The sequence below is a fragment of the Parafrankia discariae genome (assembly GCF_000373365.1).
GTDB lineage: Bacteria > Actinomycetota > Actinomycetes > Frankiales > Frankiaceae > Parafrankia > Parafrankia discariae.
This window is the reverse complement of record NZ_KB891212.1, coordinates 56,675-79,314: the sequence shown is the minus strand read 5'-3', so window position 1 is coordinate 79,314 and position 22,640 is coordinate 56,675. Positions and strand designations below refer to the sequence as shown.

General features: G+C 75.0%; 22 protein-coding genes. 9 read left to right on the top strand and 13 right to left on the bottom strand.

Annotated elements, in window-relative coordinates; translation table 11 throughout:
- The 3 genes from B056_RS0114905 to B056_RS0114895 form a co-directional block, all read right to left on the bottom strand.
- Positions 1-1,272 (bottom strand): OmpA family protein, encoded by a 1,272-nt coding sequence (locus tag B056_RS0114905; protein ID WP_018502664.1) that lies wholly within the window; start codon positions 1,270-1,272, stop codon positions 1-3.
- A 697-nt stretch (positions 1,273-1,969) separates the two neighbouring features.
- On the bottom strand, positions 1,970-3,127 hold the full coding sequence (locus B056_RS36560) for a phosphatase PAP2 family protein (protein ID WP_018502663.1): 1,158 nt from the start codon (positions 3,125-3,127) through the stop codon (positions 1,970-1,972).
- 237 nt (positions 3,128-3,364) lie between these two features.
- Positions 3,365-4,798, bottom strand: coding sequence for a L,D-transpeptidase (locus B056_RS0114895; RefSeq protein WP_230203000.1), 1,434 nt, complete (start codon positions 4,796-4,798; stop codon positions 3,365-3,367).
- 751 nt (positions 4,799-5,549) lie between these two features.
- Between B056_RS0114895 and pucL the strand changes: the two genes are divergently transcribed.
- Entirely contained in the window at positions 5,550-6,455 is a 906-nt protein-coding gene (pucL, locus tag B056_RS0114890) for a factor-independent urate hydroxylase (RefSeq protein WP_018502661.1), read from the top strand.
- Positions 6,456-6,504: 49 nt separating this feature from the next.
- Here the strand turns inward: pucL and B056_RS45765 are convergent, their stop codons facing one another.
- The 3 genes from B056_RS45765 to B056_RS0114870 form a co-directional block, all read right to left on the bottom strand.
- Complete coding sequence (locus B056_RS45765) at positions 6,505-6,615, bottom strand: SAM hydroxide adenosyltransferase (protein WP_018502660.1); 111 nt, start codon at positions 6,613-6,615, stop codon at positions 6,505-6,507.
- 259 nt (positions 6,616-6,874) lie between these two features.
- Positions 6,875-8,092 (bottom strand): CaiB/BaiF CoA transferase family protein, encoded by a 1,218-nt coding sequence (locus B056_RS0114875; RefSeq protein WP_063826633.1) that lies wholly within the window; start codon positions 8,090-8,092, stop codon positions 6,875-6,877.
- A complete protein-coding gene (locus tag B056_RS0114870; protein ID WP_026239723.1) occupies positions 8,067-8,573 on the bottom strand; it encodes a DUF3099 domain-containing protein in 507 nt (168 codons plus the stop codon). The genes B056_RS0114875 and B056_RS0114870 overlap by 26 nt, the downstream gene beginning before the upstream one ends.
- Before the next feature lie 262 nt (positions 8,574-8,835).
- Here B056_RS0114870 and B056_RS0114865 point away from each other — a divergent pair, with 262 nt between their 5' ends.
- From B056_RS0114865 to B056_RS0114850, 4 genes are read left to right on the top strand one after another with little or no spacing between them, the layout of a single operon-like run.
- Positions 8,836-10,125, top strand: coding sequence for a glycosyltransferase family 4 protein (locus tag B056_RS0114865; RefSeq protein WP_230202999.1), 1,290 nt, complete (start codon positions 8,836-8,838; stop codon positions 10,123-10,125).
- On the top strand, positions 10,122-11,384 hold the full coding sequence (locus tag B056_RS0114860) for a glycosyltransferase (protein WP_018502655.1): 1,263 nt from the start codon (positions 10,122-10,124) through the stop codon (positions 11,382-11,384). Before B056_RS0114865 ends, B056_RS0114860 begins: the two co-directional genes overlap by 4 nt.
- Before the next feature lie 51 nt (positions 11,385-11,435).
- Positions 11,436-12,281: an SGNH/GDSL hydrolase family protein gene (locus B056_RS0114855; RefSeq protein ID WP_051105633.1), complete on the top strand. Its 846-nt coding sequence runs from the start codon at positions 11,436-11,438 to the stop codon at positions 12,279-12,281.
- Between the two features lie 18 nt (positions 12,282-12,299).
- Positions 12,300-13,079 (top strand): hypothetical protein, encoded by a 780-nt coding sequence (locus B056_RS0114850; protein ID WP_018502653.1) that lies wholly within the window; start codon positions 12,300-12,302, stop codon positions 13,077-13,079.
- Positions 13,080-13,094: 15 nt separating this feature from the next.
- Here B056_RS0114850 and B056_RS0114845 read toward each other — a convergent pair whose 3' ends face one another.
- Together B056_RS0114845 and B056_RS0114840 are read right to left on the bottom strand one after the other, a co-directional pair.
- Positions 13,095-13,454, bottom strand: a complete 360-nt coding sequence (locus B056_RS0114845) for a hypothetical protein (protein ID WP_018502652.1) — start codon at positions 13,452-13,454, stop codon at positions 13,095-13,097.
- 326 nt (positions 13,455-13,780) lie between these two features.
- Positions 13,781-14,050 carry a hypothetical protein gene (locus B056_RS0114840; protein ID WP_230202998.1) on the bottom strand — a complete coding sequence of 90 codons (270 nt, stop codon included), beginning with the start codon at positions 14,048-14,050 and terminating at the stop codon, positions 13,781-13,783.
- On the opposite strand from B056_RS0114840, the gene B056_RS0114835 reads away from it, so the two are divergent.
- Positions 14,037-14,564, top strand: a complete 528-nt coding sequence (locus B056_RS0114835) for a hypothetical protein (RefSeq protein WP_018502650.1) — start codon at positions 14,037-14,039, stop codon at positions 14,562-14,564. The two genes, B056_RS0114840 and B056_RS0114835, sit on opposite strands and share 14 nt — an antisense overlap.
- 5 nt (positions 14,565-14,569) lie before the next feature.
- On the opposite strand, the gene B056_RS44400 is transcribed toward B056_RS0114835, so the two are convergent.
- From B056_RS44400 to fabG, 5 genes are all read right to left on the bottom strand, one after another.
- Positions 14,570-14,773 carry a hypothetical protein gene (locus B056_RS44400; RefSeq protein ID WP_154677040.1) on the bottom strand — a complete coding sequence of 68 codons (204 nt, stop codon included), beginning with the start codon at positions 14,771-14,773 and terminating at the stop codon, positions 14,570-14,572.
- A 399-nt stretch (positions 14,774-15,172) separates the two neighbouring features.
- Positions 15,173-15,688: a DUF3090 family protein gene (locus B056_RS0114830; protein ID WP_026239721.1), complete on the bottom strand. Its 516-nt coding sequence runs from the start codon at positions 15,686-15,688 to the stop codon at positions 15,173-15,175.
- Between the two features lie 18 nt (positions 15,689-15,706).
- Positions 15,707-16,972 carry a ferrochelatase gene (locus tag B056_RS0114825; protein WP_018502648.1) on the bottom strand — a complete coding sequence of 422 codons (1,266 nt, stop codon included), beginning with the start codon at positions 16,970-16,972 and terminating at the stop codon, positions 15,707-15,709.
- Between the two features lie 61 nt (positions 16,973-17,033).
- Positions 17,034-17,339, bottom strand: a complete 306-nt coding sequence (locus tag B056_RS0114820; RefSeq protein WP_018502647.1) for a hypothetical protein — start codon at positions 17,337-17,339, stop codon at positions 17,034-17,036.
- Between the two features lie 327 nt (positions 17,340-17,666).
- Positions 17,667-18,383, bottom strand: a complete 717-nt coding sequence (gene fabG / locus B056_RS0114815; protein WP_026239720.1) for a 3-oxoacyl-ACP reductase FabG — start codon at positions 18,381-18,383, stop codon at positions 17,667-17,669.
- A gap of 95 nt (positions 18,384-18,478) precedes the next feature.
- On the opposite strand from fabG, the gene B056_RS0114810 reads away from it, so the two are divergent.
- The 3 genes from B056_RS0114810 to B056_RS0114800 all read left to right on the top strand — a co-directional run bounded on the left by B056_RS0114810 (position 18,479) and on the right by B056_RS0114800 (position 22,590).
- Positions 18,479-18,787: a DUF167 domain-containing protein gene (locus tag B056_RS0114810; protein WP_020572502.1), complete on the top strand. Its 309-nt coding sequence runs from the start codon at positions 18,479-18,481 to the stop codon at positions 18,785-18,787.
- Positions 18,788-18,799: 12 nt separating this feature from the next.
- Positions 18,800-21,634 carry a thiamine pyrophosphate-dependent enzyme gene (locus B056_RS36555; RefSeq protein WP_026239719.1) on the top strand — a complete coding sequence of 945 codons (2,835 nt, stop codon included), beginning with the start codon at positions 18,800-18,802 and terminating at the stop codon, positions 21,632-21,634.
- 224 nt (positions 21,635-21,858) lie between these two features.
- The gene (locus B056_RS0114800) at positions 21,859-22,590 is read left to right on the top strand and encodes a DUF5701 family protein (protein ID WP_018502643.1); all 732 of its coding nucleotides are present in this window, start codon (positions 21,859-21,861) and stop codon (positions 22,588-22,590) included.
- The last annotated feature ends 50 nt before the right edge of the window (positions 22,591-22,640 follow it).

Below are 22,640 nucleotides of genomic sequence, written 5' to 3'. Positions count from 1 at the left end.
TCAGTCGGCGACCGGGGTCACGTCGACCCGCCGGTTGGCCGCGCGGCCGGACGTGGTCGCGTTGTCGGCGATCGGCTGATCCGGGCCGAAGCCGGCCGCGCGGATCCGCTCCGCGGGGACACCCCGCAGCACCAGGTACTCGCGCGCGACGCGGGCCCGGTCGATCGAGAGCGCCTGGTTGAGGGCCCGCGGACCGGTGCTGTCGGTGTGCCCGCCGACGATCACCGTCAGGTCGCCGGGCAGCAGCGCACGGGCCACCTTTTCCAGGCCGGCGCGCGTCGAGGAGCCGAGTGCCGTGTCGCCCACCGGGAAGGTGAGGACGGTCCCGTCGAGCGCCGCCCGCAGCGCCGCCCGGGTGCCGTCCGCGGTACCGGCGGGGCCCTGCCCGGCTCCGCCGGTCGTGCCAGGCGCCGGGGCAGGTGCCGGCACGGCGGCCGGCGCCGAAGCGGCGGCCGGCGCCGGAGCGGTCGCCGGGGCCGGGGCGGCGCTTGAGGCCGGTGCGGCCGGTGCGGCCGGTGCGGCCGGCCGGACGATCTCGCCCGTCGCCGGGTCGAGGGCCACGGTGGTACCCGAGCCGACGGCGAGCCGGTTCTCCAGGGACGCTCCGGGGATCGACTCCCGGGCCGCGGCCAGGACCGCCGCCCCGATCGATGCCCGCGCCGCGTCGTCGGGGGCGCTGCCCACCAGCACGACCGACGAGCCGTCGATCGTCACCGAGCGGACACCCGACCCGGTGCCCAACGCCTTCGTCACGTCACCGAACGCCTCCACGGCCGGCGTCGCGACCCGAGGGTCGACCGCGACCGTCGCGGAGACGACGCCGCCGGCGGCGTCCGCCGCCGCGCCCAGCAGGGCGGCCCGGGTCGCGCTGTCCGGCACCGTCGCGCTCAGGACCACGCCTGAGGCCTCCCGCCCGCCGCGCTCCACCCCGACGACGAGGGGCCGCGCCGGCTCCGAGGCGATGACGGCGTCCGCCGCCAGCCGGACGGAGCCGCTGCCCGAGACAGCCGCCGCCGCCCGCGCCCGACGCGCGTCCTCGGCGCTGTCGAAGCGGCCGTGCAGCACGATCTCCCGGCCCTCGGCGCTGACCCGCACCTGGGTGGCGCCCGCGACACGCACGGCGTCCGCCGCCCGGCCGGCCAGGTCGTCCTCGATCGGCCCACGCCGCAGCCAGAGTGCCACCAGCCCGAGCAGCAGCCAGGCGATGATCAACGAGACGGCGAACGCCACCAGACGGGGGCGCCGCGGGAACGCCACCGCGGGCGAGGACATGGATGCTCCGTGCTCGATGTCGGACGGGACGATGGGACAGGCCTGTCGGACGGGACTGTGGGACTGGACCGCGGGACGGGACGATCTGTTGCCCCGTGGGCGGGATCACGAGGAGCCCACCGGGGCGCGACACCGACCCGACCGGACGCCCGGCAATCCGCCCAAACGGCACGGATCATCGCAGCGCAGAGCAACTTTCGCACATCACCGACACCGGGGACGCACCGGGGGAAGGCGACAGAAAAACTATCGATCGGACGGCCACGGAACGCCACCCACCGCAGGCCGCCGGGCCACCGGTCACCGAAGGGGCAGGCGACCGAAGGACCGGGCCACAGGCCACGGGCCATCGAGCGACCGGGCCACCGAGCGACCGGGCCACCGAGGGGCCGAACCACCGGGCCGGCCGGCGCAGTACCGGCGAGCCACCCGACCACCAGCCATGGCGATCTTCGCGCCAGCACGCGACGAGCCCGCCACGGGGGGCCGCCGCGATCTTCAGCCCCCGACCGCCGCGATCTTCGATCGCCACAGCCAGTCCCAGACCACTATTTACCGGACAAAACCTCTGTCGAGGCAGACAGACCGCTCGCCCTTTGCTTTCCTTCTCGCCCTTTCAGGCAAGAATCCGCCGAAATCGACCCCGAGACGGCGAGGAAGAAATCAAAGGGCGAGGAGCCTGGCCCCCAACCAGCGATCAGCCGGCTGTGGCCTGACCATCGCCGACCGGGGCCCGGCGTTCGGCCGGCGCCGTGGCCGCGGGCTCGGCGGCCACCTCGACCGCCGAGGGAACCGGGGCACGAACCGGAACCGAGGTGGGGGCCGGAGCCGAGGTCGAAGGCGGAGCCGGGGTCGGGGTCGAAGGCGGAGCCGGGGTCGGGGTCGAAGGCGGAGCCGGAGCCGGGACTGGGGTTGAACCCGATGCCGGTGCCGGTGCCGGAAGAACTGATGCCGCTCGGCGTCGGCTCCGGGCGGTGATGGCCAGCGAGAGCAGTGTGCTCACGCCGAGCACCGCCCAGCCGGCGACCGCGTCCAGGATGTAGTGGTTCGACGTCGCCATCACGACGAACACCGTCGCGGCGGGGTAGAGGCAGCCGAGCACCCTGACGAGAGGTGTGCGGGCGAAACGGGCCAGCATGAAGCCGCACCACAGCGCCCACGCGCAGTGCAGCGAGGGCATGGCCGCGTACTGGTTGGCCAGCCCCTCGAGGCCGTCCGGAGCGGCGCTGGCGCCGCCGCTCCACCAGCCCCATCCCTCGAAGTGCGACATCGTGTCGACGTAGGAGGTTCCGGGCAGGAGCCGAGGCGGGGCGGTGGGGAACAGGAAGAAGCCGCACAGCGAGATCAGGGTGGTGAAGACCAGGGCCCACCGGGCCCTGATGTAGCGGCCGGGGTGACGGCGGTACATCCAGAGCAGCAGCGCCGGCGTGACGATGAAGTGCAGGGTCGCGTAGTAGTAGCAGCAGGCCACCGCCAGCGCCGGGACGCTCTGCAGCCACCGGTTGAGGCTGAGCTCGATGTCGATGTGCAGGTGCTGTTGCAGGCGCAGGATGTCCCAGCCCATGTCGGTCGCGGCGGCCGCCGACGAGCCCGCCACGCCACGGGTGGCCGTGTAGACGTAGTAGAGGCCCACCAGGACGACGGCTTCGACCCACAGGCTGGGCAGGCCGGTCGCCGGGTTGCGGAACCGCCCTGTCCGCCGTGGCACCGCCGCGCCCGACGCCGGTACGTCCGCGGAGGCCGCCGCGCCCGCCGGGACCGGTGCGCCCGCCGGCGTCGCCGTGTCCTCCGACGTCGCCGCGTCCTCCGACGTCGCCGCGTGGCGTTCCCGACCCACCAGGCCCCCCCGGTTCATCTGATCCGCCCCGTCGCCGTGCGCTGCCCCGCCATCGCCCGGAGATTTCCGTTCCGCACGACTGTCCCGGTTCGTCCGATCCACCACGCCTCGACTTCCGGTCCGTCCGCCATCGTCACCCCGTCCAGCTTGCGGCGTCCAGCCAATCACGGACGGCTGATCTCGAACGACGAGGGCGGGTGGCCACGGAGAGACTTCTCCGTGGCCACCCGCCCTCGGTGCGGGACCGGTCGCCGGTCAGGTACGACCGGCGGGCAGCGCCGCGCCAGGCGCGGCGCCCGCCAGCGAACCGCTGGTCGCGGGCTGGTCAACGGGCAGCGCGCTGCCCGCCTTCCAGGTGTCCCACGGGACGGACCACTCGTTGCCGAGCTGCGAGGTGTCCGCCGGACGCCCGGTGTTGCTGATGTCGATGATGTCGCCGAACTGACTGAAGTTGTAGAACCACTGCGCGTCCGCCGGGGACGCGTTCACGCATCCGTGCGAGACGTTCGCCCGGCCCTGCGACCCCACCGACCACGGAGCGGAGTGCACGTACTGCCCACCGCTGGTGTAGTGGACGGCCCACTGCACCTCTTCGTAGTAGTAATCCGGATTGCCCTTCGGCACGCCGACCGTCGCCGAGTCCATGATCACCATCGGGGCCTTGCCCAGCACGTTGTGCGGACCCTCCATGGTCAGGAAGCCGGGCTTGCCACCGCTGATCGGCATGGTCCGCACGAGCTGGTTGTTCTGGAACACCTGCATCACGTGCGTGGCCGCGTCGACCTTGCTGATCTGGGCGGCACCGATCGCGAAGTCCATCGAGCGGTCCTTGACCCCGATCCAGCCGGTGCCGGAGTCGAAGCCCGCGAGGTTGGCCTCCACGTGCACCTTGGTCCCGGGCGTCCAGTACTGCTGCGGACGCCACACCGCCATCCGGTCCGACATCCAGTTCCAGGCGCCGAGGATCGGCGGGTCCGCGTTCACCACGAGACGGCTCTGCACCGCCACGCGGTCCTTGACCGGAGCGCTGAAGGTCAGGCTGATCGGGGCACCGACCCCGACAGTCTGGTTGGCGACCGGCTCCCAGGACACCTTGAACGCCTTGTCAGGGATGCCGGTGGTGAAGCTCGACGTGATGTTCCTGGTGCCGTCCACCCCCGCGGCCGCCACGGTGGCCGCCTGGATGTCGTAGCGGGTGTCGGAGAACAGCCCACCAGCGGACGTCCAGGTCCGGCGGTCGGCGGAGTAGGTGCCCTCCAGCGTGCCGGGGTCGGTCTTCTCCGTCGGACTCGCACCACGGGCCACGGTCACCGAGGCCAGCGGCGCGTTGCTCTTCACCACGATCGACTCGGTGAGCGCGATGCCGGCGGCGCCGTCGGCCGGGGTCACCGTCACGGTCGGTGCGGCCGGGCGCGGCGGCTCGTTCGGGGCCGCGCCGGTGCCCCCGCCACCTCCCCCGGAGGAGCAGGCGGCCAGGACCACGGCCGTGGCGAGCGCACCGGAGGCCGCGGCGAGCCTCGACCGGACGATCCCGGCGGACCGCTCGGCTCGCTCGGCTCGCGGTCGGCGGCGGACCGGCCACCCTCGGGCGGCGGACACCCGCCCGCGGTCGGCGGCCCGGCCCTGATCGGAACCGAGATCGGAGACGGACGGGACCGCGCCTCGGGGCGCGCGTATCAAGCTCGTCATCGAGCGGGACATGCGTGGCCTACTTCCGAAGACCGAACCGGTGAGGCGGGGCAACGCATCGCGCCGGTTCGCGGCTTACCGGACAGCGGGCCGCCGTGACCTGCGGACACCGCACGGAGTGCGGGGACGACGAAACGCGATGTCGCCACGGAAAGCGACGTCTCGGAAACAGAATGTGCGCTCGCTCGACCACTCACGAGCGGACCGTACCCACGACCCAGAACCACGTCCCGTCGATCACGGGAAAACCCCAGCACACTCGCCGGACAACTACTTTTCGTCAATACTTCGACTGCGGAGAGCGACACTCTCCGGCTAGCTGCCATAAACCCCTCCCACGCCGGTTGATCCGACGCACGACTCTTATCCGACGTTGCGCGCCGAGGCCGCACCGGGCCGGACACGGAAGCCCCTCGCCGCAACATTGTCGGTAATCAGACAGCGATGGCGACGATAAGTGCCGGAAAAAACACGGAACGAAGTCAGCCTTTCGTGCCATGTCGCGGCCGGGCCGGCGGCGACCCACCGTCCGGTACCCGAACACCCGCCCCCCGACGGCCATCCGCCGGGACGGCGGGCACGACGAGAAAAGATCAGCCGCGCCCGATCGGGAAACGGCACCGAAACGGTCCCCCAACCGAACAGCACCCGCGGGCACACCAGAATGGGGCGTCCGGCGGTCGGGGCCGGGCCGTGGCGCCACCGCGGCCGGTCGGCCCCGGCGCGCTCCGCTCGATCACGGAAGGTGCTCATGGCCATCGTTCTCGGGCCGAACCAGTACGGCAAGGCCGAGGTACGGCTCGTCCACGTGGACCGGTCCGCACCGGCGCACCGGATCACCGACCTGACGGTCTCCACCGCGCTGCGCGGCGACTTCGCCGCCGCCCACCTCCGCGGCGACAACAGCCACGTTCTCACCACCGACACGCAGAAGAACGTCGTGTACGCCTTCGCCCGGGACGGCGGCATAGGCGAGATCGAACAGTTCGCGATCCGGCTGGGCCGGCATTTCACGACCACCGCCGACTGGGTCACCGGGGCGCGGATCGAGATCGAGCGACACGAATGGGAAAGGATCACGGTCGACGGGCGGGAACACGACCACTCCTTCGTCCGGTCGGGACGCGGAACGCGAACGACCGTGGTCACGGTGGAGGCGGACGCCGTCCACGCCGTGTCCGGACTCGCCGGGCTGGTCGTGCTCAAGTCAACCGGCTCGGAGTTCCACGGATTCCCGCGCGACCGCTACACCACCCTGGCCGAGACGTCTGATCGGATCCTCGCCACCGAGGTCACGGCGCGCTGGCGTTACCTGGACGCCGAGGGCATGTCCGGTGTCGACTTCGCCCGCCTGGCCACCGGGATACCGCGCGCACTCGTCGAGACCTTCGCGGCCGAGCACAGCCTCGCACTGCAACAGACTCTGCACCAGATGGGCGGGGCGGCCCTCACCGCTTTCCCGGAAGTCGCCGAGATTCGCATGTCGATGCCGAACAAGCATCATTTCCTGGTCGACCTCGAACCGTTCGGCCTGGACAACCCGAACACCGTCTACCTGGCCGCGGACCGTCCCTACGGCCGGATCGAGGGCACGGTGCGACGGGACGACGTCCCGGAGGCGCCGGCCGCCTGGTACGGCACGCCCGGCTTCTGCTGAGCGTCGGCCCCGCGCCGGCCTGTTCCCGCGCCGGGCCGGGCCAACGGTTTCAGGCCGGGGTGATGATCACCCGGTCCCCGGGCGCCAGCCACAGACCGCGCGCCGCGTCGCCGTCCCGGCGGGCCACCGCGACCAGACCACCCGAATCCAGGTAGAGCACCAGCTCGCCGGGCGCGACGGCCCGTGGCCAGCGCGGCCGCCGCCGGCGCGAAGACGTCCCGGCCGTGGAAGGTCGCCGGGATGTCCGCGGGCACGGTCAGGTCCACCGCCGCCAGCAGCCCGCCCAGGGCCTTCGCCTGACGCAGCTCATGCCGCCCGAGCGTGCCAGAAAGCGGTGCGGCCGGCGCCCAGTGCCGGCGGCTGGCGGCTGGTGCCGGATGGCCGGTGGCGGGTCGGGGCCGGGCCGCTCCGGCGGGGTGTCAGATCTCGCCGGCGGCTCGCAGGTCGGTGATCTCGGCCGCGTCGAGGCCGAGCTCGCCGAGGATGCGGTCGGTGTGTTCGCCCAGGGCGGGCACCGGGTCGAGGCGGGCGTCCTCCCCGGGGAACTCGACCACCGGCCTGGTCTGGCGCACCGGGCCGACCGGGGAGCCGACCTCGATCCAGCGTCCACGGGCGGCGAGCTGGGGGTGGGCGAGCAGGCCCGCGACGGTGTTCACCCGGGCGTACGCCACCCCGGCCGCGGCCAGGCCCGCCTCCAGCCGGGCCGTGCCCAGCGTGGCGACGGCGGCGGCGACCACGGCGTCGGTGCGCTGCCGGTTGCGCACGCGGGCCTGGTTCGTCGCGAACGCGGGGTCGTCCGCCAGGTCGGGCCGGCCCAGCGGGCCCCGGGCGAGCCTCGCCCACTCCCCGTCGTTCTGGACGCCGATGAGCACGTCGTCGCCGTCAGCCGTCCGGAACGCCTCGTAGGGCGCGATCGACTGGTGGCCGATCCCGGACCGGGCCAGCTCGACCCCGGTGTGCTCGACCGTCTGGACCGGGAAGCCCATCCACTCGGTGAGGGCGTCGAGCATGGCGATCTCCAGGGCCGCGCCGGCGCCCGACCGCCCCCGGCGCAGCAGCGCGGAGAGCACGGCCTGGATCACGTAGCTGCCCGCGGCGACGTCACCGGCGGCGAATCCGGCCTTGGCGGGGTGGTCCGGGCTCCCGGTGACGGCGATCAGGCCGGCCTCGGCCTGGACGAGCATGTCGTAGGCCTTCCGCCCGCGGTAGGGGCCGGTCGGGCCGTAGCCGGACAGGTCCACCGCGACGAGTTCGGGACGGCGGGCGACGAGGGTGGCCGCGTCGAGGCCCAGACGCGCCGCCGCTCCCGGCCCGAGGTTCTGCGCGACCACGTCGGCCCGGCCGACGAGGCGGTCGAGCACGGCCCGGGCCCGGGGGGCCTTCAGGTCGAGGGTCAGCGACTCCTTGGAGCGGTTCAGCCAGGAGAAGTGGGCCGACATCCCACCGCGCACCGCGCGGTCGTAGTCACGCGCGAAGTCCCCCCGCCCCGGACGCTCGACCTTGATCACCCGTGCGCCCAGCTCGGCCAGGTGCCGGGTCGCGAACGGCAGCGCCACGGCATGCTCCAGGCTGACGACGGTCACACCTTCAAGCGGAAGCACACCGGCCAGGCTAGTGGCCCGGCCGGCCCTCACCATCGGCGATCCGACCGTCAACGACCCTGCCGTCGACCACCCGGTCGTCGACGACCTCGCCGTCCACGATGCCTGCGTCAACGACGTCACCGTCCGGGACGGCGACGTCCGGAACATCGCCATCCTGGACAGCGCCGTCCTGGACGTCGCCGTCCAGCACGTCGGCGTCGACGATCCGGTGGCCGCCCGGCGCCAGGGTGCGGGGCTCGTCGCCGGTCGTGGTCTTCGGGACGAAGCCGGCCTGCCGGCGGTCCGAGTGCGCCGGGCCGCCGTTGGCGACGACGACCGCGATCCACGGGAGGATGACGGCGAGGCCCACCGCGACGATCCGCAGCCATCCGGTGAACACGACGACGGCCAGCACGAAGCAGACCACCCGGACCAGCATCGTCAGGATGTAGCGCTGCTCCCGGCGCCGGATCTCCTCCGGCCGGGCCTCCTCCGCCGAGGTGATCAGCACGGGCTCGGCCCGCCGCCACCTCACGCCGATCGCCCGCTCACAGTTCCCGCCGCCTGCCCACAGTCAGTTCCCACTGCCCGCTCAACGCCCATCACCGAGGATCCGGAGCGGACGGTCGTCCCCTCCTGGCGACATCCTGCCCACCTGGGCGCGGGCGAGACAACGATCCCCGTCGCGAGATCCGACACCTGGAAGAGTTCCCACCGCACCAATCTGTGTCCGAATGTTTACGCGGTGGACGGATGGTGGTCCTCGCCTGGGCGTTGGTCGCTGCCACCGTGCTCGTGTGCGAGTCGCCGTGGTCAGTGAGTCGTTTCTACCCCAGGTCGACGGCGTGACGAACTCGGTGTGCCGGGTGCTGGAGCATCTGCGCGACACCGGTCACGAGGCGCTCGTCGTCGCCCCGGCGCCGGCTCCGGCCGCCCGCCGCACCGCGCCGCGCAGCTACGCGGGAGCGCCGGTGCTGTGGAGCCCGTCCGCGCCGATGCCCGGCTACCCCGAGTTCCGTTTCGCGACGCCGTGGCCGGGGCTGGCCGCCGCGCTGCGCGAGTTCCGCCCGGACATCGTCCACCTCGCCGCCCCGGCCGGCCTGGGCGCCCAGGCCGCCTACGCGGCGCGCCGGCTGGGCGTGCCGAGCATCGCCGTCTACCAGACCGACATCGCGGCCTTCGCGACCCGCTACGGGCTCTCGGCGGCCGAGCGCACGATCTGGCGCTGGCTGGCCGGCGTGCACCGCCTGGCCACCCGCACGCTGGCCCCGTCCTGGGACGCGGTGGACACCCTGCTCGCCGAGGGCGTGCAACGGGTCGCCCGCTGGAGTCGGGGCGTCGACCTCGAACGGTTCCACCCCGACCACCGCGACGAGCGGCTGCGGGCCGTCCTGGCCCCGCACGGCGAGGTTCTCGTCGGGTATGTGGGACGGCTCGCCCGGGAGAAGCGCGTCGAGCTGCTCGCCGGCATCGCCGACCTGCCCGGGGCGCGGCTCGTCATCGTCGGCGACGGGCCCTGCCGGCCGGCGCTGACCAGGGCGCTGCCGGGCGCGGCGTTCCTGGGTTTCCACACCGGCGCCGATCTGTCGGCCGCCGTCGCGAGCCTGGACGTCTTCGTCCACACCGGCACGCACGAGACGTTCTGCCAGGCGGCGCAGGAGGCGAAGGCGAGCGGGGTCGCGGTCGTGGGGCCGGCGGCCGGGGGGCTGCTCGACGTCATCGAGCACGAGCGGACCGGCCTGCACTACACCCCCGGCGACCCGCACGCGCTGCGCCGCGAGGTCACCCGGCTGGTCGAGGACGGCGAGCTGCGGGCCCGGCTGGCCAGCGCGGCACGCGCCTCGGTGGCCGGCTGCGACTGGCACGCCATCGGCGACGAGCTGCTCGGGCACTACCGGGACGTGCTCGGCACCGCGCGGCCGGTGGCCGGGCGGCGCCACCGCCTGCCCGCCCGGCTCACCCGGGCCCACCGCGGGTCCTACGGCCCGCGGAGCGCCGGGACCGCCTGGGCGGCCGGGACCGCCGGGCCGGCGCTGACCGCGACGACCGCGACTGTGACCGCGACGACCGACGGGTGGCCAGGATGAGGATCGTGCAGGCGGCGAGTTTCGTCGCGCCGGCGTCGGGCGGCATCCGGACGACGCTGCGGCACCTCGCCGCGGGGTACGCGGGGGCCGGCCACGAGGTGGTGCAGATCGTCCCGGGCGCCGCCGACGGGGAGGAGCGCACCGCGCACGCGCGGATCATCACCCTGCGGGCACCGCTGCTGCCCGGCACCGGCTACCGGGTGCTGGCCGAGCCGTGGCGGGTGGCCGCGGTGATGGAGCGCGAGCACGCCGACCGGATCGAGATCCACGACCGGGCCACGCTGCGCCCGCTGGGCCGGTGGGCCCGCCGTCAGGGCGTCCGCTCGCTCGTGGTCAGCCACGAGCGGCTCGACCGCCTGCTGGGCCTGTGGACGCCCGCTCCGCTGCGCGGGGTGCTGCCGGTCCGGGCCGCGGCGGACCGGTCGAACCGGGCGCTCGCCGCGGGCTTCGACACGGTGGTCGCGACGACGGGGTGGGCGGCCACCGAGTTCGTCCGGATCGGCGCGCGGAACCTGCGCCAGGTTCCGCTCGGCGTCGAACTGGACCGTTTCCAGCCGGCCAACCACGACCGCACCCTGCGCCGCGCGTTCGCCCGGGACCGGGAGATCCTGATCGTCGCCGCCACCCGGCTCTCCCCCGAGAAGCGGGTCGACATCGCGCTCGCCGCGGTTGCCGAGCTGGTGCGCCGCCGGGTGCCGGTGCGTCTGGTCATCGCCGGTGACGGGGCCAGCCGCACCCGCCTGGAACGCCTCGCCGCGGGCCTGCCGGTGGCGTTCCTCGGGTTCGTCGCCGACCCGCGGCGGCTCGCCGGCCTGCTCGCGACCGCCGACCTGGCCTTCGCCCCGGGCCCGATCGAGACGTTCGGCCTGGCCGCCCTGGAGGCGATGGCCAGCGGGACGGCGCCGGTCGTCCACCACGCCAGCGCGCTCGCGGAGCTCGTCGCCGACCCGGCCGGTGACGGGGCCGCCGGGACGAGTGCCGCGGGCACCGGGTTCACGTTCGCCGACGCGGCCCTCGACCTGCTGTCGATCGATGCCGACCGGCGGCGGGACGCCGCGCGGGCCCGCGCCGAGCTGTTCCCGTGGAGCGCCACCATCGACGGCTTCCTGCGCTGCCACGACCTGCCCGCCGCGGCCCCCGCGACCGCCGTCCCGGCCCCCGTCCCCGCCACGCCGACGGCTGCCACCGCCACCACCGGCGCCGGGGCGGCCGGGGGAGCTCCGGCGGCCGGTCCGGTCTCCGGCCCTCTCGCGGCCTGACACCGCGGCACCACCGTGACCACCGCCGTGACCGCCGCCACGACCATCGTCGTGGGCGACGACCCGCGTGCCGGGTCGCCCCCCCTGGTCCGGGCGGACGGCGTCCTCGGTTTCGTGGCGCTCGGCGACAGTCTCACCGCCGGCCTGGGCGACGGGGTCAGCATGGGCCGCGACCGCCGGCCGGGGGCACTGGCCGGCCGCGGCTTCGCGGCGCTGCTCGCGGCGGCACTGGCCCCGCCGGGACACGTCCACTACGAGAACCTGGCGCGCACGGGCGCGACCGCCCGGGACGTCCGCGTCCGCCAGCTCCCCGTGGCCCTGGCGCTGCGGCCCGCCCTGGCCTGCGTGGTCGCCGGCATGAACGACGTCTTCAAGCCGGCCTTCGACCCGCTGCGGCTGCGCCAGGACCTGGTGTGGAGCATCGGCCGGCTGCGCGCCGAGGGCATTGTCGTCCTGACCGCGCGGCTGCCCGATCCGGGTGGTCTGCTGCCGCTGCCCGGCCCGATCGAGCGGCTGCTCGCCGAGCGGGTCGGACAGCTCAACGCGGCGGTCGACGCCGCCGCCGCGCGCGACGGCGGAGTGCTCGTCGTCGACCTCGGCCGGCACCCGGCCGTCCGGCGGCGCTGCGCCTTCGACGTCGACCTGGTGCACCCCGGCCCGCACGGGCATCGCCTGATCGCACGGGCCTTCGCCGAGCGGCTGCGGGAGACCGGGATGGCCGTCGGTGACCTGCCGGACCCCCGGCACGTGCCCCCGCCGCCGGGAACCGCGGACCATCTGCGCTGGGTCGCCACGACCGGAATTCCCTGGCTGCTGAGCCGCGCGTACCCCCCGTGGCGGGATTTGCGGCCACGAAACCACGGTTTCCGGCGACTCGGTACCGCGTCCGGCCGGTGAATTCCCTACGGTAGGCATGTGCTTGCCGACCTGCCCGCTTCCCCGCGCTCCGGCGTCCTCGCCGGCTGGGGCAACGCCTGGCTGGCCGGACTCGTCGGCCTCGACGACGTCATCACCCAGGTGCACGAGGCGCTGGGCGGCAGTGCGCCGCACACCGTCGGTGACGAGCCCCTGGTGCTCGGCCTCGGAGCGTTGCGCCGCGCCGGAGCCGAACGGATGCGCCTGGTCCTCCCGGTGCCCGGTGACGTGAGCGGCCTGCCGGGTCCGCCCGACGTGAACAGGGACGCGCTCACCGCCGGCGAGGCGCTGGTGGTGATCGGGCCCGCGCCCCCGCTCGTCCTCGTCCCGACCGTGATCGTGCACGGCCCGGCCGTCGAGGGCGGCCTGGAGTCCGTGCACTGGCGGGTGCTGCGGGCCGGCCGGGTTCCGCCGCCACCCGCCGGGCTGCGCACCGCCGACCACGAGCTGTCGGTCGCGATCAGGCAGACCACGGCGGCGCTGGTGGACCTCGACATCGCCAGCGCCCGACCGGAGGTGCTGGCCCTGCTGCGCGACCGCGGCGAGCCCGAGCCCGGCCCCGGGCTGGGGCCGGGCTACCCCCCGAACGCGCACGCCCTGCTGGCCCGCGCCGAGCGGCTCGCCGAGCTGCTGGAGCTCGCCGCCCGCGACGACGGCGCCGCGGTCACCGCGACCGAGGTGAGCCGCCGTTCGGCGGCGCTGCGCGGACTGTCCGCCGCCGTCCGGCGGGCCTACGAGGCCGCCTACGACGCCTTCGACCCGGCCTACGCCAGCCACTGATCATCCGCGCGCGGGTCACCCGACGCGCAGGCCGCCGGGCCGCATGAGCCGGCCCAGCGCCGGGAGGCTGGCCGCCGTCGTGCCGAGAACAACGCCGAACGCCGTCGCGCAGACCACCGCGATGTTCGTCCAGGGCACGGTCGGCGCCGCGCCGGCCACCCGGAGCAGGGCGGCCCCCAGGCCCAGGCCGGTCCCGACCGCACCGAACAACGCGACGATCGCGAGGTCCATGGCGGTCCGGATCGACTCGTACCCCGGATCATCGCCAGACAGCGCCCCGGACGGCGACCGCAACGGGGTGACGCCCGCGATCGCGTTGCCCACGTTGTCCGCGGCGTCCGGGTCAGCCAGGTCGATCCGGACGATGCCGGTCACCGTCGACGCGGGCCGGAGGTCGCCCGCCAGGGCCCCCGGGGTGACGAGCAGGCTGTCCGCGGTCCCGAGAAGCGCCCCGGAACGGACGGGTCGCCACCCTCATGGTGGCGGGAACGGTCCAGCGTGGATCTCCGGGGGCGGCGATGGTCACAATCACCCCGGGCCCGGGAATCAGCGGACCGCGCCCGTGCGGGCCATGAGATCCGGCTCGGTGAGCTGGTCGACACCGACGACGGACCTCGTCGTGGCGGGCGCCGCGAAGACGTCCCCGTCCGCGCAGTCCGTGACGACGAGCAGCTCTTTCAGCGTCGGGCAGTCACCGACGATCAGCGATGTGAACGCCCCCAGTCAAACGCCTGATCCCCACCGACCGACTGCCCCCAGGACACGCTGGACGTCGAGTACGCATGGACGGAGCGGACCCCGTGGGCGGCGGACAACACCCGCGTGAGCCCGTCCGCGGTCGCGGCGGTGGCGGGTACCTCGACCGCCAGCGGATCACGGTCGCGGGCCGGGTCGACGCCGGCCAGGTACTCCCGATCCGCGGCCGAGAAGAGCATCAGCAGCGCGACCACGCCGGCGATGGTGGACGACACCGCGGCCACGGTCCGCACCGTGACGCCGCCACCGAGCTGGAGCCGGCGAACGGCGAACGGCGAACGTCCAGCCGAGCGGTCCGCCGGGCAGCCGTCGAACCACCTTCTCCACCAGCCACGGCGTCAGGGCCGCGACACCCAGCAGCGTCAGCACGGCGCCCGCGACGAGCTGGACGTCGTCGCGCGATCCACCGGACCAGCCGAGCCCCTCCGGAAGCGTGCGCAGCGAAGCGACCCCGGCGGCGAGGACCGGGAGGCGCCACCACAACCTCCGGCGGCCGGCACCGACCCGCCGCGCCACGCCCGGCGGCTCGGCGACGGCCCGGCGCAGCGCCGGGCAGCGCGCCGGGCCGCCGGCTTCGAGCTCGGCGTCGAGCTCGACGCCCGTGTAGAAGTACAGCTCGCGCGGACCCTGGAGACCCGCCTCGCTGATCGTCCCCACCTGGCGGTAGGGCAGCCGGGGCGCGAACCGCGGCCCGTCCCGGCCGGCGAGGAACCCGGCCAGCGCGGGTGAGACGATCATCTCCCCCGGCTGCGGGAGAGCGGTGCCCCCGGGTGGCAGCGGCGGGCGTGTCCCGTCGGGTCCAGCAGGACTCCCTGCACCGTTCTGCCTCGGCACCAGGTCCCGAAGGTCTGCTCGATCATGGTTGTGTCGGCCGCGGCGAGGCTGCCATCCGACCCGGGCAGCTCACGGGCGATCCGTGGGCCGGCGACCGCTCCCACGACACCGTCGTCAACCGCCAGGCGGACCGTTGATGCCGGGCGACAACCCGCCGGACGCCCGCCGGACGCCCAGCGAACGGCCGCAGGCCGCCCGCCGAACGACCGCGGGACTCAGCGGGCGGCCAGCTCGCCGTTTGGTTTCTTCCTCGCCGTTTCGGGGGTCGATGTCCGTGGATTCTTGTCCGAAAGGGCGAGAAGGAAAGCAAAGGACGAGCAGGCCGCCTGCCACGACAGGAATTTTGTCCGGTAGATGGCGGTCTGGGGCTGGCCTGACGATCGACGACCGAGGCGGCCCTCCGTGGTGGGGACCGCCGTCATCCCTCGAAGGCCCGGCAGCCCGACGGTCTGGAGGCCCGGCAGCCCGACGGGCCGGTAGCCCGGCAGGCCGCCGGCGCCGGCTCAGTTCAGGCGCGGGCAGAAGTGGCCGGACGGGCCGTCGGGCCGGCCGCAGAGCACGCACGGGGGGCGACCGGCGGCCACGATGCTGCGGGCCCGTTCGATGAAGGCCTTGGTCTGCTCGATCGAGAGGCCGACGCGCAGCGAGTCGACGTCGCTCTCGCTCTCGGAGACCCGCGGCTCGCCCGAGGAGAGGCCGGCGGCCTCGACGAACACCCGCTGGCCGTCCCAGGACACCGTCAGCTGGCCGAGGTGGAAGTCCTCCTCGAACGGGGCGTCCAGGGGGGCGAGGTCGACCTCGACGTCGGTGGCGGCCGGCAGGGTGATCCCCTGGGTCTGGCCCACCTGGCCGAGCAGGGCCGTCAGGCCTTCGGCGAGCGCCGTCACCTCGGTCTTCTCCAGACCCACCGTGACGAGTTGACCACGAGCCGCCGCCTGGAGGAAGAACACACGGTCACCGGGCTGCCCGACGGTTCCGACCACGAACCGCTCCGGCGGGTCGAACACAAATCGCTGCATGTCTCGGATCGCTCCGTCTTATTCGCCTGCGGGGTGAGAGTCGGACCGCGACGTACCTGCCCGCTCATCCACCAGTATCGTCGCTTCGTTGCGCGGTTCACCATCCCGGCGGCGCTCCGCGTTCACGGGCCGGCCCGGCGGTGACGCCGGCACGCCGGAACGTGCCGGGCCGTGCGCGCACAGATCCGCCGGGACACCGGCGGCGGCCGGGCGCCGAGCGCCCGGATCACAGCAGTGCAGCGGGCAGACGTCGTGCGACGGCCCCTCGCCGCTCAGCGCGGGCCGCTCCCACTCGGGGGAACGCCGCTCGGCGACCAGATCGGCCACCATGGCGACGAAGCGTGGATCCGTGCCGACGGTACCCGCCCGGGCGACCGCCAGGCCGCGTTCCGAGGCGGTGCGCACCGCCTCGACGTCGAGATCGTAGACGACCTCCATGTGGTCGCTGACGAAACCGACCGGCACGATCACCGCGGCGCGCGCGCCGTCGTCCGCGAGCGCCGCCAGGGCGTCGTTGACGTCCGGTTCGAGCCAGGGCACGCTCGGCGGGCCGCTGCGGCTGCAGTAGGCGACCTGCCACTCGTGCCGGGTGCCGGCGCGCGCGGCGACGCGCTCCGCGATCACGCCGGCGACCGCGCGGAGCTGACGCTCGTAGGCGCCGCCGTCCGGCCCGCTCGCCGCCGCCTGGGAGCGGGGCAGCGCGTGGGCGGTGAACACCAGCCGGGCCTCGTCGCGCACCGCTGCCGGCAGCGACGCGAGCGCCCGCGCGCAGTGGTCGACCATCGGCTCGACGAATCCCGGGTGGTCGAAGAACAGTCGCAGCTTCACCAGGTCGGGGGCGCCCGGACCCACCTGTTCCAGGGCCGCCGCCAGGTCCTCCCGGTACTGCCGGCACCCCGAGTAGGAGGCGAACGCGGACGTCACGAAGCACGCCGCGCGGCGCACGCCGTCGGCCCGCATGCGCGCGACGGCGTCGGCGAGGTACGGCTGCCAGTTCCGGTTGCCCCAGTACACGGGCATCGGGGCCAGCCGTTCCCGCAGCGCGGCGAGCAGCGCCCGGTTCTGGTCGTTGATCGGGCTGCGACCACCGAAGCGGTCGTAGTGCGCCGCGACCTCGGCGAGGCGCGCCTCGGGCACGCGGCGGCCCCGGGTCACGTTGCGCAGGAACGGCAGGACGTCCTGCGGCCCCTCCGGACCGCCGAAGGAGACGAGCAGCAGCGCGTCCACATCGATTCCGCGGCTGTGGGCCGCGGCGTCCGTATGCACGGTCTCGTCCCCTTCCATACGTTCCGGGGCGTGGCGCCCTTCCCCGGCCGCGGAGTCCGTGGCCGTGGAGTCCGTGGCGTCAGCGCGGCACCCGGGCGCGGATCCCGTCCAGATAGGTCGGGAAGTAGCGGGAGATCGTCGAGAGGTCGAACGACCGCAGGATCTCGCCCGCCGGCTCACGGGTGAGCAGGAAGGCGAACGACTCGCGGACCAGGGCCGCCAGCGCCGCGTCGTCGTCGGGATCCAGCTCCAGCGCGCTCACGACCTCGTCGTCCACCCGGACGAGGTAGGAGAACGTCAGGCCGTGCGCCCCGGGGGCGGTCTCCTCGGCCACCTCGACCTCGTAGCCACGGCCTCCGCGCGGCTCAACCCTGATCATGCTCACGGCGCCACCTCCACCCGGCCCTCGCGGCGCCCCGGCGCGCCGCGCTGGGAGACGGGCGCCGGGGCGGCGACCCGTCCGCTCCCACCGTGGCCCATCGGCACCCGCCCCGTCGACCCGTGGGCCGCCCGGGCGCGTCGCCACCGCGGACGCGGGCGCGCGGGGCGGACGGGGGCGGCGGGTGCGATGGGTGGCACCACCGGTCATTGTCATCTCACGGCTGCAACGCCGCACGCCGAGCGCCTCATTCCACGGATCGCCGGGTCGGGGCCCTGGCCCCCACCCGACGGGCCGGGCCCGCGGGTAGCCCGTCGCGGCCCGGATCGGCCCTCAGTGGCCCATGCCGGCGCCGCCGTCGACCGGGATGACCGCGCCGTTGACGTAGGCGGCGCCCGGCGATGCGAGGAAGACCACGGCCGCGGCGACCTCCGCGGGGTCGCCCATCCGTCCGGCGGGGGTGGCAGCGACGAGGAACTCACGCTGGGCGTCGGTGAGGGCGTCCGTCATGTCGGTGCGGATCGGCCCCGGGGCGATCACGTTCGAGGTGATCCCCCGGCCGCCGAGCTCACGTGCCAGCGACCGGGCGAAACCGACCAGGCCCGCCTTGGACGCGGCGTAGTTCGACTGCCCCGGACCGCCGGAGAGCCCCACCACCGACGAGATGAAGATCAGCCGACCGTTGCGGCGCCGGATCATCGAGCGCGACGCGCGCTTCGCCACCCGGTACGCCCCGAGCAGGTTGGTGTCGACGACGTCGCGGAACGAGTCCTCCGACATCATGAGCATCAGCGTGTCGCGCACGATGCCGGCGTTGGACACGACGATCTCGACCGGGCCGAGCGCGGCCTCGACCTCGCCGAACGCCTTGTCGACGCTGTCCGCGCTGGTGACGTCCATCCGCACCCCGAGCATCCCGTCGGGCGCCTCGCCACCGCGGCTGGCCACGGCCACCCGGTCGCCCGACGCCGCGAGGGCCGCCGCGCACGCGGCGCCGATCCCACGGTTGCCACCGGTCACCAGTGCGACTCGACCTTCGTTCTCGACCATGGCCGGGATCGTAGCGGCCCGCCGGGTGGCACGAGCCCAGGCCACCCGGGACACTCCCCGCCCCGCGCCGCCGGCCCGTCGGGGACGATGGACGGGTGCGCGTAGCGATCCGGGTGCGTCCCGCCGCCGACCGGACGGCCGTGGGGCCGGCGACGTCCGACCCGACCCACGGCCGGCTGCTGGTCGTGCGCGTACGGGAGCCGGCCGTCGAGGGCCGGGCGAACGAGGCGGCGCTGCGCGCCCTCGCGCAGGCCCTGGGTGTCCGCCGGTCCGACGTGACCCTGATCCGCTCGATCGGGAGGGTCAAGTTCATCGAGGTGGACGCTCCGGATGACGTGATCATGCGGCGAGTCGAGGAACTGGCACAACATTCCGACCCGGCCGCACGTCTGGACTCCAGGTAGGTCGTCGAGGCGATGGGACGGAGGCGGGGGTTGCGCAGGACGGACATCCGGGCCGGGGAGTACACGCACGGCCACGCCCACGGTCACGGCCGCCGGGACGACCTGACGATCGATCCCGCCAGGCCACCCGAGGCGTCGCCGGACGACGGCGCGCCGGGCCACGACCGTCCCGCCGACGGCGACGAGCGTGCCCCCGGCCGCGCCGACACCGGCCGCGACACAACCGCCGGCGGGTCGGGTCCCGGCGACACGGGCGACACGGGCGACACGGGCGGCCACGGTGGTGGGGGCGAGGCGGGGGGTGCCGGCGTGGAACGGGTCGGCGGCGATTCGCAGGTCGCGGGACGGCCCGCCGAGATTGTTCCCGGGCCGCCCGGTGGCGTGCTCGACCTCGGGGCGCTGGCCGCCGTGGAGACCCGGCTGCGCGAGCTCGCGGCGGCGGGGGTCGACCACGCCGTCGCGACCGGCGCCCGTGGCCCGCGCGGGGCGGCCGCCGACCTGGCCATGAGCGAGGCCGCGTCCACGATCGCCGCGGCGCTGTGGTTCGACACGCTGCGGGCCGAGGACCGGGTCTCCGCCACCCCGCACGCCGGCCCGCTGCTGGGAGCCGTCCACCAGGTCCTGCGGTCCGCGCTCGACGACGACCGGCCGCGGGACCTCGACCGGGTGGACGGCGCCGTCGCGGCGGGGCCGGCCACCCGGCGGCCGCCGCGCGCGACCGGGGCCGGCAACGTCGGACCGAACGGGACCATCTGGTCGGCGCTGGCCAGCCGATTCGCGGGCGAGCGGTTCGACCGCGCCCCGACCGGCCGCCAGATCTGCCTGATCGACTTCGCGGAGCTGCGGGACTCCGCGGTCTGGGAGGCCGTGACCGACGAGCGGGTCTCCCACCTGGGCGAACTGTTCTGGGTGGTCCTGGTGACCGGCGGCGCGCCGGCCGACTCCGGCGCGCCGGGGACTCCGACGGCTCCCGGCCCGGGCGGTCCGCCCGGCGGCATCGGCGGCCCGGCCCGGGCGGCGCGGATGTTCGAGGCCGCCGGCTGGCAGGTGCTGACCCTCCGCTACGGCCGCCGGCTCGCCGCCCTGTTCCGGGCCCCGGGTGGCGCCGCGCTGCGGGCCCGGCTGGACGCGATGTCACCCGCCGAGTACCTCGCCCTGCTCCGGCTGGACGGGACCGAGCTCCGGCGCCGGCTCGCCGGCCCGGGCGCTTCCGGGGCCGGGGTCGACCGGCTGCTCGACGGGCTGAGCGACGAGCAGCTCCACGACGCGCTGCGCGATCTGGGCGGCCACGACCTCGCACTGATCATCGACGCGTTCGACGAGGTCGAGGCCGGGCGCCCGACCGTCCTGTTCGCCTACACCGGCCCGCTGCCCACCCCCGCCCGGCCGGGCTCGCCGGAGCCGCCGGAGCCGCCGGAGCCGCACGAGCCGCCGGCCGCCGCGCCGGCGTTACCGCCCTCGACCGCGGTGGTCGGCGCGACGACGCTGGTGCCGGCGGTGCCCGGGCGGCCGACCGGGGCCCTGTCCGTGGCGTCGCCGGCGGGCCGGCTCTCCCGGCACGTGGCGGCCTATCTGGACCGCGCCCCGCAGTCGCTCGGCGCGGTCCCGGCGGTGCCGGTCGACGCCGGGCGCCCGCCGACCGGCTGGCGGTCGACGCAGGAGATCTTCGGCGCCACCCTGCGGGACCTGCCCGTACTCGCCCCGGAGGCCGCGGCGGCCGTCGTGACGATCTCGACCCGCGAGGCCGACCGGGTGCTCACCGGGTGGATCGAGGCGGCCCGCGGCGGTGCCCGCTCACCCGAGCTGGCGGCTTCACCAGAAGCAGCGGCTCCGCCAGGAGCCGCCGGTCCGGCCGGTCCGGCGGAACAGGCAGGGCGGCCTGGGCCGGCGGGACAGCCGGAGCCGGAGCCGGAACCCGGTGGCGGGCGGCACGTGGCCGGCGGCCTGTCCGCCGGCGCGTTCGCTGGGGTGCTGGCCTCGCTCGGCGTCGCCTGGAGCCGGCTGGGTCTTCCGTTGCTGCCGATCGGGGTCAGCGACGAGATGTCGGTCACCCGGGTGCTGCCCGGCTGGGCCGCCGGCGGGGCGGCCGACGGACGCTCCCTGCTGGCCGTGGCGGACACCAGAGTCGACCCGGCCCGGCCGGGCGGGTGGCGCCACGGCGCGATCGGCGTCCCGGGCATCGCCTGCTGGGAGCCCGCCTTCACGCAGGACCTGATCTGGTGCGTGCTCGAGGCGCTGCGCCGGCTCGGGCGCGCCGACGGCGCGTCGAGCGTGATCCGGCTGAGCGCGCGGCCCGTCGACCAGCGGCTGGCCGGCCTGCCCGGCGACGCCGCCGGCTGGTGGCGGCGGCGCGCGGCGGTGCTGGCCGGCGGGTACCGGCTGCGCCCGGGCGAGCCGTCCGCGCCGCTCACCCTGGTCGGGATGGGCGCCGTCATGCCGGAGGTGCTGCGGGCCGCCGACGAGCTGAGTGCCGGGCTGCGCCGGGAGATCGGCGTGGTCTGCGTGACCTCCCCGGACCTGCTCTTCGACGCGCTGCAGGCCCGGCGCGGAGTCGCCGACGGCGACGACACCGTCCTCGGGGAGCTGTTCCCGCCCAACCGCCGCGGCCCGCTGCTGACCGTGGTGGACGGGGACCCGCGGGCGCTGGGCTTCCTCGCCGGTGTGCACGGCGGGCACGTGACGACGCTCGGCTCGGCCACACCGGTCCCGACCGGGCAGGACCCGAACGCGGCGGCCGATCCCCGTTCCCCCGGTGGTCCGGCCGCCGCGAACGCCGGTGCCCCGGTGGACACCGCGACCATCGTCGGAGCCGCGCTCGACCTGATCGACGAGGCCGCGGCGTACTGAGCCGGGGCGGGACCGAGCCGGGGCGGGTCAGCCGTCGGTGGAGACACCCGGATCGACTGGCTCGACCCGGCCAGCCCGTCCCGACAGCATCCGGAACCCCTTGGGAACGCTCGGCGTTGAGGGTGGGACGTCCGAAGATCCGGCGCCGGGATCGGTGCCGGGGAACGGGGTCGCGCACCACCGAACCCACCGACCCCACCCACCGAAAGCCGAGGGGATGCCGCATGCCGAGCCGCACCGCGACGTTGAGCACCGCCGTGCGAACCGACGGGGTCGACCCGATCACGGAAGGGACCGGTGGCTGGGCCGATCCACTCGACCAGGCGTTCAACAGGCAGGTAGCCGGCCTGGTGCGGTTGGGGTACCCCGCGCTGGCGGGCATGTCCCCCGCCGAGTTCGAGGCGCTCTGCGAGCCGCTGCGGGCGGTCGCCCACACCGCCGGGCCCGCCCCGTTCCGACCCGCGACCCGGTCGTGGATGCCCTTCGTCCTGGTCGTGTCGGGGGAGCTCGTCCGGGCGGAGGAGATCGTGCCACTGCTCACGCTCGCCGGGCGCCCCGACACCGGGACCGTCGACCGCAACCACGGCGAGGACGGCCTCGCGCCCTACCGGCCGCTGCCGGAGCTGAACGTGCCGCACACGGGTGTGTACCTGCTCACCGACGTCGAACGCGGGGAGGAGTTCCGCGGCATCCGTCCCGCGGACGCGCTGCCCCCCATCCTCGAGCGCGGGCGCTCGCCGCTGACGATCCACGAGGGGATCGCGGTGGTCACCCACTTCCCCGAGGCACTGGAGAAGAACAACTGCTTCATGCTGTCCGGATCACGCCGGGGCGACCGCCGCGTGCCGGCGATGTGGATCTCGGGCCGGGCGCCGAAGCTGGGCTGGTGCTGGGAGGGCAACCCGCACACCTGGCTGGGCACCGCCTCCGCCGCCGCCCGCCACACCGCCCCCTGAGACGACGCTGCCCCCTGACGCGCCCGACCCCCGCACCCCCGCTCGCCCTT

Excerpts from the sequence above, each read along its gene's own strand:
- B056_RS0114800 (WP_018502643.1), top strand. The coding sequence starts at position 21,859 with ATGCCGAGCCGCACCGCGACGTTGAGCACCGCCGTGCGAACCGACGGG.
- B056_RS0114895 (WP_230203000.1), bottom strand. The coding sequence starts at position 4,798 with ATGACGAGCTTGATACGCGCGCCCCGAGGCGCGGTCCCGTCCGTCTCC.
- B056_RS36560 (WP_018502663.1), bottom strand. The coding sequence starts at position 3,127 with ATGAACCGGGGGGGCCTGGTGGGTCGGGAACGCCACGCGGCGACGTCG.
- B056_RS0114905 (WP_018502664.1), bottom strand. The coding sequence starts at position 1,272 with ATGTCCTCGCCCGCGGTGGCGTTCCCGCGGCGCCCCCGTCTGGTGGCG.
- B056_RS0114830 (WP_026239721.1), bottom strand. The coding sequence starts at position 15,688 with ATGCAGCGATTTGTGTTCGACCCGCCGGAGCGGTTCGTGGTCGGAACC.
- fabG (WP_026239720.1), bottom strand. The coding sequence starts at position 18,383 with ATGGTCGAGAACGAAGGTCGAGTCGCACTGGTGACCGGTGGCAACCGT.
- B056_RS0114875 (WP_063826633.1), bottom strand. The coding sequence starts at position 8,092 with ATGGTGAGGGCCGGCCGGGCCACTAGCCTGGCCGGTGTGCTTCCGCTT.
- B056_RS0114835 (WP_018502650.1), top strand. The coding sequence starts at position 14,037 with ATGGTGGACGACACCGCGGCCACGGTCCGCACCGTGACGCCGCCACCG.
- B056_RS0114860 (WP_018502655.1), top strand. The coding sequence starts at position 10,122 with ATGAGGATCGTGCAGGCGGCGAGTTTCGTCGCGCCGGCGTCGGGCGGC.
- B056_RS36555 (WP_026239719.1), top strand. The coding sequence starts at position 18,800 with ATGGGACGGAGGCGGGGGTTGCGCAGGACGGACATCCGGGCCGGGGAG.
- B056_RS0114825 (WP_018502648.1), bottom strand. The coding sequence starts at position 16,972 with ATGGAAGGGGACGAGACCGTGCATACGGACGCCGCGGCCCACAGCCGC.
- pucL (WP_018502661.1), top strand. The coding sequence starts at position 5,550 with ATGGCCATCGTTCTCGGGCCGAACCAGTACGGCAAGGCCGAGGTACGG.